Source organism: Priestia sp. P5_B4, assembly GCF_056400385.1.
On record NZ_JBFULJ010000149.1, the window covers coordinates 1 to 7,021 of the forward strand.

Below are 7,021 nucleotides of genomic sequence, written 5' to 3' on the forward strand. Positions count from 1 at the left end.
CTCATAAAAAGGAGTTTTATTTTTAATCAATGTTTCTTTTTCATGTCCAGAGAGCATTGAGTCTAAAACAAAAAAAACAGGTAAACCAAACATTTTTCGAACTAAAGAGATGATCAGATCATGATTAATGTCCCTAATCCCTACAGTAATAGATACAAATTTATCTTCTGGAAAGTCAAAACTATCAATTATACTTTGGTCTGAATATTGCACAAAATATTCTTTTTTCAACATTTATCCCCCTTTAGGGTTCAGTCTTTTTGAACTCTTACCATTACGTTATGTAGTAGTTACTTCTGTTAATGTAACAATAAATTCTACGCAAGTGATAGCAATAGTTAGGAAAAATGTAAAGTTTTTATTTTAGGAGTATTTTCAATGGAGGATGAGCAGTTACCAAACAGAATCATTATATGTATCGACATGAAGGCGTTCTATGCTTCAGTTTCTTCTGTCATAAGAGGATTAAATCCGTTGAAAACAAAGCTTGCGGTGGTCGGAGATATCAAACGGTCGGGCTCCGTTGTATTAGCTGCCACACCCTTATTAAAGAAAGAAGGGGTTAAAACAGGAAGTCGTCTTTTCGACATTCCTAAAAGGAAAGATATCCATGTGGTGAATCCATCCATGGAGAGGTATATCAAAGCTTCGACCTATATTTCGAGCTTGGTGTTACAGTATGTGGCTCCTGAGGATTTTCATGCCTATAGTATTGATGAGCTGTTTATTGATGCGACAGCTTCGTTGCATCTATTCGCTTGTACACCAGAAGAATTAGCCCACAATATTATCGACGAAATTTATCATAAGACACGCCTGACAGCTACGGCAGGCATAGGCCCTAATCTCTTACTGGCGAAGGTAAGCTTAGACCATGAGGCTAAGAATAGCCCAACAGGAGTGGCTTATTGGCGATATGAGGATATGAGGATATTCCCTTTAAATTGTGGGCTATTCATCATCAATCGCACTCGTTATAGCGTTGACTCCTTCATTTCCGTTAAGCTTATATGTACCAAAACCTATAGCAGGCTAGGTTACCCCGTCATTAAGGGTTATTTCAGGAATTACTTTACTCATTATTATCCACTCCTTTCGCTCATGCTCTAAGATTGGCATATATTATCCAATACTTGAATAAATTTGCACCACTCATTTTCACAAAGGAGTGGTGCTTTCAAACAATCAAAAAAGTGATTACGGAGAAACCTCCGTTTTAAACTCATTAACTTCGCACTTTTCTGTTTCTTTCTTGTTTTTAGTTAACGTAAAGAAAGCTACAAAACCTAAAAGCGCCGTACTAAATAAAATAGCAGCCATCGGAATCGCTGTGGTTTCGTTAATACCCACTAAAGGAGAAACAATTGATCCTAAAGTTAGTGGAAGCATGCCTAACACGGCACTCGCACTTCCTGCTCTATGTCCTTGATTTTTCATTGCCAATGTCACCGAGCCTGTGATCGTCATTCCTATAGAGATCATGTAAATAAAAATGGGAATAACAATCGTAGCCAGCGGCCCTTTAAGCATGGTCATGATAAGAAGTACGCTAGTAGCACTTACAGCCGTAATCACGGCAATGCGAAGCAGGCTTCTTTCATGAAGAATTCCGCTAAAGCGCCCAATAATAAAGCTTCCAGTCACAATGGCTAAGCCGTTAATGCCAAACAAAATGCTAAAAACTTGCGGAGAAACATGGTAGATCCCTTGATAGACAAATGGAGTGCCTGATACATAAGCAAAGCTTCCTCCGTGGACCAGTCCGACAATTAAGGCATACCCAATAAAAGAACGGTCTTGTAATAAACTGCCCATCGTGCGAATGGAATGACCAATTGAACTTGGCGTTCTATTTTCAATTGGCAAAGTTTCTTTTAAACGCATTGAAATTGTTAAAACAATTAAAAGGCCTATTAAACTTAAAAACAAGAAAATAGTATGCCAGCTTGCAAAAGGAAGAAGTAAAATAGCACCTCCGGCCATTGGTGCTATCATTGGTGCAAAGGCATTGATAACCATTAACAGAGCAAAAAACTTCGTAAGCTCTCTTCCACTAAAAACGTCTCTGACAATGGCTCGAGAAAGAACAACTCCTGCCGAAGCTGTAAACCCTTGTAAAAAGCGTGCGATGACTAAAGCTGTAATAGTAGGAGCCAAAGCACAGAGCAAGGACGATATCATAAATAAAGAGATGGAAATGAGTAAAGGTCGTTTTCGTCCCTTCGCATCACTGATTGGACCGATCACGATTTGACCAATGGCAAGGCCTAGTAAACACGATGTTAAACTAAGCTGAACAAGTGAAGCTCGCGCATCTAAATGATCAGCAATAGCAGGGAAACTTGGCAAATACATATCGATATTAAGCGGACCTAATATCGCAAGTGTGCTGAGAAGAAACGCCAATCCTAGACGTTTTTTTCCAGTTGGATTATGAAGCATAATAGTAGAGCACCTTCCTTACCTAAATATTGTATTTTCACAGATAACCTTTAGTCTATTGAAAGGCATCTCTTCTGTCTAGGACATTTGTCTAAAGATGTAGGTAAAGTTCCATTCGCAAAAAAGGATGTATGACTGATGACATACAGTTGATATTCAAAAAACAACGCTTGAAATATCCTTAAGATACTTCAAGCGTTGTTTTTTTATATACTATCTAATGCCTGCTGTAAATCTCTCATAATATCTTCCCAAGCTTCCAGGCCAACTGATAAGCGAAGGAGTTCATTTGAGATTCCCATTTCTTTTCGAGCTTCTTCCGGCACAACTGCATGCGTCATCGAGGCAGGATGCTGAATAAGTGTTTCAGCATCTCCAAGACTCACCGCAATGGAAATGAGCTTAAGCTGATTAACCACTTTTACGGTTTCTTCATAACCTCCTTTCACTTCAAAAGAGAGAAGCCCCCCTCCTTTTCTCATTTGCTTTTGCATGAGAGAATAAGCAGTGCTTTTTTTATCACCTGGATAATAAACGGCTTTCACCTTGGGATGGAGACTTAATTGTTTTGCGATATGTTCAGCATTTTCACAGTGACGATCCATTCGAACGGCCAGCGTTTTTAAGCCTCTGAGTAACAGCCAAGCATCAAACGGTGAAAGAATGCCTCCGATATCTTTTTGCGTCGTTTTGCGCAGTACGGAAATAACCTCTTTGTTCCCTACTACAATTCCTGCGACAACATCTCCGTGTCCACCAATAAATTTTGTTGCGCTATGAATGACTAAGTCGCACCCAAGCTTCAGCGGCTGTTGCAAATAAGGAGTTGAAAAGGTATTGTCTACTACCACAGGAATTCCTTTTTGTTTGGCGATAGAAGCAACTAACTCTAAATCTACTAAAGTCATAGTCGGGTTAATCRGTGTTTCAATATAAATACATGCTGTATCTTTTCTGATAGCAGCAAGAATTTCTTCCTCAGTTTCCAAGTTAGAGAAAGAATGATGGATTTGATATTTTTCCTCAAGCATTTCTAAGAGACCAAATGTGCATCCATACACTCCTTTAGAACATAAAATATGATCGCCTGCTTTTGTAAGTCCAATCAATACAGCCGATACTGCAGCCATTCCCGATCCAAATGCCAAAGCGGCTTCTCCTTCTTCAAGCTGTGCCATACGCTCTTCTAAAATGGTGACCGTTGGATTCGATAACCGGGAATATACATAACCATCTTCTGCTCCGCTAAACCGGTTTGCACCTTGTTCTATAGATGAAAATGTAAATGTAGACGTTTGATAAATAGGCGGAGCTAAGCTATCAAAATGATGTTTTGATTCATACCCTGCGTGAATGGCTTTTGTTTCAAACTGATATTTCTCTTTTTCGTTCATACGGCTTCCCCCTTATGCACACAAGCACTATGTCATTTTTAAAAAAATGTAAGCGTTTTCTTTTATTATATTTCTCTTTTCTTTTTTCGTTCCCTGCMTCTCCATGTAGATAATTCCACCGTAGAGAAAGAAGCGACATGCACCCTGCACCTCGCTTTACTTCATCATTTGTTTAATTAGTGCTGAATTACGTTTTTTGAATACTTCATTATGAGAAGAAACCATAGCCGCCTTAGCAGCAGAGGGCTGAACGAATTGTTTTGCTTTGTTTACGGCATTAGCAGCGTCTTGAAAAGCACCTGTAATCAAATGGACTTTTCCTTCGTGCATGAGAATGTCTCCCGCTGCATACACGCCTTCTACCGACGTTTCGCTTGCTGCGTTACCTGCAACATAGCAGTCATCAATGGTTTTAATATATAATTCACTGTTTTTTAACAGCTCTGTATCTCTTTCATAACCGTGATTAATAATGACTTCGTCAATCGGTAAATAAGAAATTTCACCGGTTTGATGATTAGTCAGCTCAACTTTTTCAATAAATTCATGCGTCCCATCAGCCACTAATTTTGTAATAGATGTGTTAAGCAGACACCGAGCTGAACTGTTTATTAATTGTCTCACTTGTGCTTCATGACCGTTTAGTTCACTGTTTCGGTACGTAATATATACTTTTTTAGCAACGGACTCTAGCTCATTTGCCCAATCAATGGCTGAATTTCCTCCCCCGGAAACAATCACCGTTTTATTTTTAAAATGCTGCAAAGATTTAACCGTATAGTTTAAGTTTGATATTTCAAATCGTTCTGCCCCTTCAATTTTGAGCTTTTGCGGATTTAAAATACCTCCTCCGACAGCAAGGATAATGGTTTTAGAGTAATGATGTTCACCTGAAGAACTCGTCAGCTGGAAAATACCATCTTCTAAGCGAGAAATCGATTCAATCTTCTCATTTAAAACAACAGTTGGATCAAACGTCAGCCCTTGTTCAACAAGCTGTTCAATAAGCTTCGCACCAGAAATAGGCGTTTGCCCTCCTACATCCCAAATCATTTTTTCAGGATAAACATGAAGTTTTCCGCCTAATTTTGGCTGATATTCAATCAGCTTTGTTTTCATTTCTCTTAGTCCACTATAAAAGGCAGAATAAAGGCCAGCCGGCCCCCCACCTATAATCGTCACGTCAAACAGTTCGTTATGTGTCATGAACACACGCTCCTTGCAATTAATTGTTATTGATTATCATTCTCATTTGAATATACATCTTCTTCACCGTTTTGACAATAAAAATAACTATTGACATCCGGAAACGTTCGAATTATAGTATGTAAAGTAAACGATATTGATAATCATTATCAAGTATTTGTTGTATTAAACGTAAACGGAGGGTCAGATATGGTTCGCCTATATACAGAAAAATTACATATTAGTTATGGTGAACGTCTAATAGTAAAGAATTTAAGCGTTAACATTCCAGACAAAAAGATTACCACGATTATTGGTTCAAACGGATGCGGCAAATCAACGCTTTTAAAAGCCATCACCCGCATTATTTCTCATCAATCCGGTTCCGTCATTTTAGATGGCGAAAATATTTCAACAGAACATACAAAAGCACTCGCTAAAAAAATGGCCATTCTCCCTCAAACCCCTGAAAGTGCCAGCGGCTTAACTGTTGGAGAACTTGTATCTTATGGGCGATTTCCCTATCAAAAAGGGTTTGGGCGTCTGTCGAAACAAGACTATCAAACGATTGACTGGGCGCTTGAAGTAACCGGAACAAAAGATTACAAATTTCGTCTCGTTGACTCTCTTTCAGGCGGTCAGCGTCAGCGAGTGTGGATTGCAATGGCTTTAGCTCAAGAAACAGATATTATATTCCTCGATGAGCCGACTACCTACTTGGATATGGCTCATCAGTTAGAAGTGCTTGAGCTGCTTCAAAAGCTAAACAAAGAGCAAGAACGTACCGTCGTAATGGTACTTCACGATTTAAATCAAGCCGCTCGTTTTGCAGATTATATTATCGCTTTAAAAGATGGAGAAATTGTTAAAGCCGGAACGTGTGACGAAGTCATCACGCATGACGTTTTAAAAAAAGTGTTTCATATCGACGCTGAAATCGGACGAGACCCGAGAACCAATAAACCAATGTGCATCACGTATAACTTATTAAGAGGAGATAACTAAATGAAAAAATTACTGCTTCCATTCATGCTCATATTCGTACTACTTATTAGTGCCTGCAGCAGCAGTTCAACTGAAAGCAAAAACGATTCTAGTAAAGGAAACAGCGGATCCGAGACAATCATATATCAATCTGAAGACGGCCCTGTAAAAGTTCCGGCTAACCCGAAACGTGTTGTAGTGTTAGGCTCCTACGCAGGTAACGTCATGTCATTAGGTGTCAATATTGTCGGAGTTGATTCATGGTCTAAAATGAATCCCCGCTTTGAAAAGAAATTAAAAGGCGTTGAAGAAGTATCAGATGAAAATTTAGAAAAGATTATTAAATTAAAGCCTGACCTAATTATTGGCTTATCTACTACAAAAAACGTTGATAAATTGAAAAAAATTGCTCCTACCGTCACGTATACATACGATAAAGTAGACTACCTTACTCAGCATGTAGAAATCGGAAAACTATTAAATAAAGAAAAAGAAGCACAGTCATGGGTAAACGATTTTAAAAAGCGTGCGGCAAAAGCTGGTTCTGACATCAAAGCTAAAATTGGCGACGATACCACGGTTTCAGTTATTGAGAACTTTGACAAGCAGCTTTATGTATTTGGCGATAACTGGGGACGCGGAACGGAGATTCTTTATCAAGAAATGAAATTAAAAATGCCAGAGAAAGTAAAAGACATGGCTTTGAAAGATGGTTACTATGCAATTTCACCAGAAGTTCTTCCTGAATATGCCGGAGATTATTTAATCTTCAGTAAAAACCAAGATGGAGATACATCATTTGAGAAAACRGATACGTACAAAAATATTCCTGCTGTAAAGAATAATCAYGTATTTGAAGCAAATGCAAAAGAATTTTATTTTAATGATCCAATCACATTAGATTATCAACTAGATTTCTTTACTCAAAAATTTCTTGGCAAGTAACTCATTCAAGAGGAATTCTTTTTAGAATTCCTCTTGCTTTGTTTTACTAAATTTATTCTTACATGAAAAGA

The 7,021-nt window shown here is 38.3% G+C and carries 5 protein-coding genes and 3 pseudogenes; 3 read left to right on the forward strand and 5 right to left on the reverse strand.

The window, feature by feature from the left end; translation table 11 throughout:
* A pseudogene (locus AC1DRF_RS13285) lies at nucleotides 1–234 on the reverse strand (hypothetical protein); the annotation flags it as partial.
* 144 nt (nucleotides 235–378) lie between these two features.
* Between AC1DRF_RS13285 and AC1DRF_RS13290 the strand changes: the two are divergent.
* A pseudogene (locus AC1DRF_RS13290) lies at nucleotides 379–927 on the forward strand (Y-family DNA polymerase); the annotation flags it as partial.
* A gap of 33 nt (nucleotides 928–960) precedes the next feature.
* Here AC1DRF_RS13290 and AC1DRF_RS13295 read toward each other — a convergent pair.
* From AC1DRF_RS13295 to AC1DRF_RS13310, 4 genes and pseudogenes are all read right to left on the reverse strand, one after another.
* Nucleotides 961–1,080, reverse strand: a pseudogene (locus tag AC1DRF_RS13295) (aldo/keto reductase); the annotation flags it as partial.
* 117 nt (nucleotides 1,081–1,197) lie between these two features.
* Complete coding sequence (locus AC1DRF_RS13300; RefSeq protein WP_043979293.1) at nucleotides 1,198–2,442, reverse strand: Bcr/CflA family efflux MFS transporter; 1,245 nt, start codon at nucleotides 2,440–2,442, stop codon at nucleotides 1,198–1,200.
* Between the two features lie 206 nt (nucleotides 2,443–2,648).
* A complete protein-coding gene (gene megL, locus AC1DRF_RS13305; RefSeq protein WP_477740905.1) occupies nucleotides 2,649–3,836 on the reverse strand; it encodes a methionine gamma-lyase in 1,188 nt (395 codons plus the stop codon).
* A 156-nt stretch (nucleotides 3,837–3,992) separates the two neighbouring features.
* The gene (locus AC1DRF_RS13310; protein ID WP_043979299.1) at nucleotides 3,993–5,042 is read right to left on the reverse strand and encodes an NAD(P)/FAD-dependent oxidoreductase; all 1,050 of its coding nucleotides are present in this window, start codon (nucleotides 5,040–5,042) and stop codon (nucleotides 3,993–3,995) included.
* Nucleotides 5,043–5,231: 189 nt separating this feature from the next.
* Between AC1DRF_RS13310 and AC1DRF_RS13315 the strand changes: the two genes are divergently transcribed.
* Nucleotides 5,232–6,026, forward strand: a complete 795-nt coding sequence (locus AC1DRF_RS13315) for an ABC transporter ATP-binding protein (RefSeq protein ID WP_043979302.1) — start codon at nucleotides 5,232–5,234, stop codon at nucleotides 6,024–6,026.
* A complete protein-coding gene (locus tag AC1DRF_RS13320) occupies nucleotides 6,027–6,950 on the forward strand; it encodes an iron-hydroxamate ABC transporter substrate-binding protein (protein ID WP_097823916.1) in 924 nt (307 codons plus the stop codon).
* The last annotated feature ends 71 nt before the right edge of the window (nucleotides 6,951–7,021 follow it).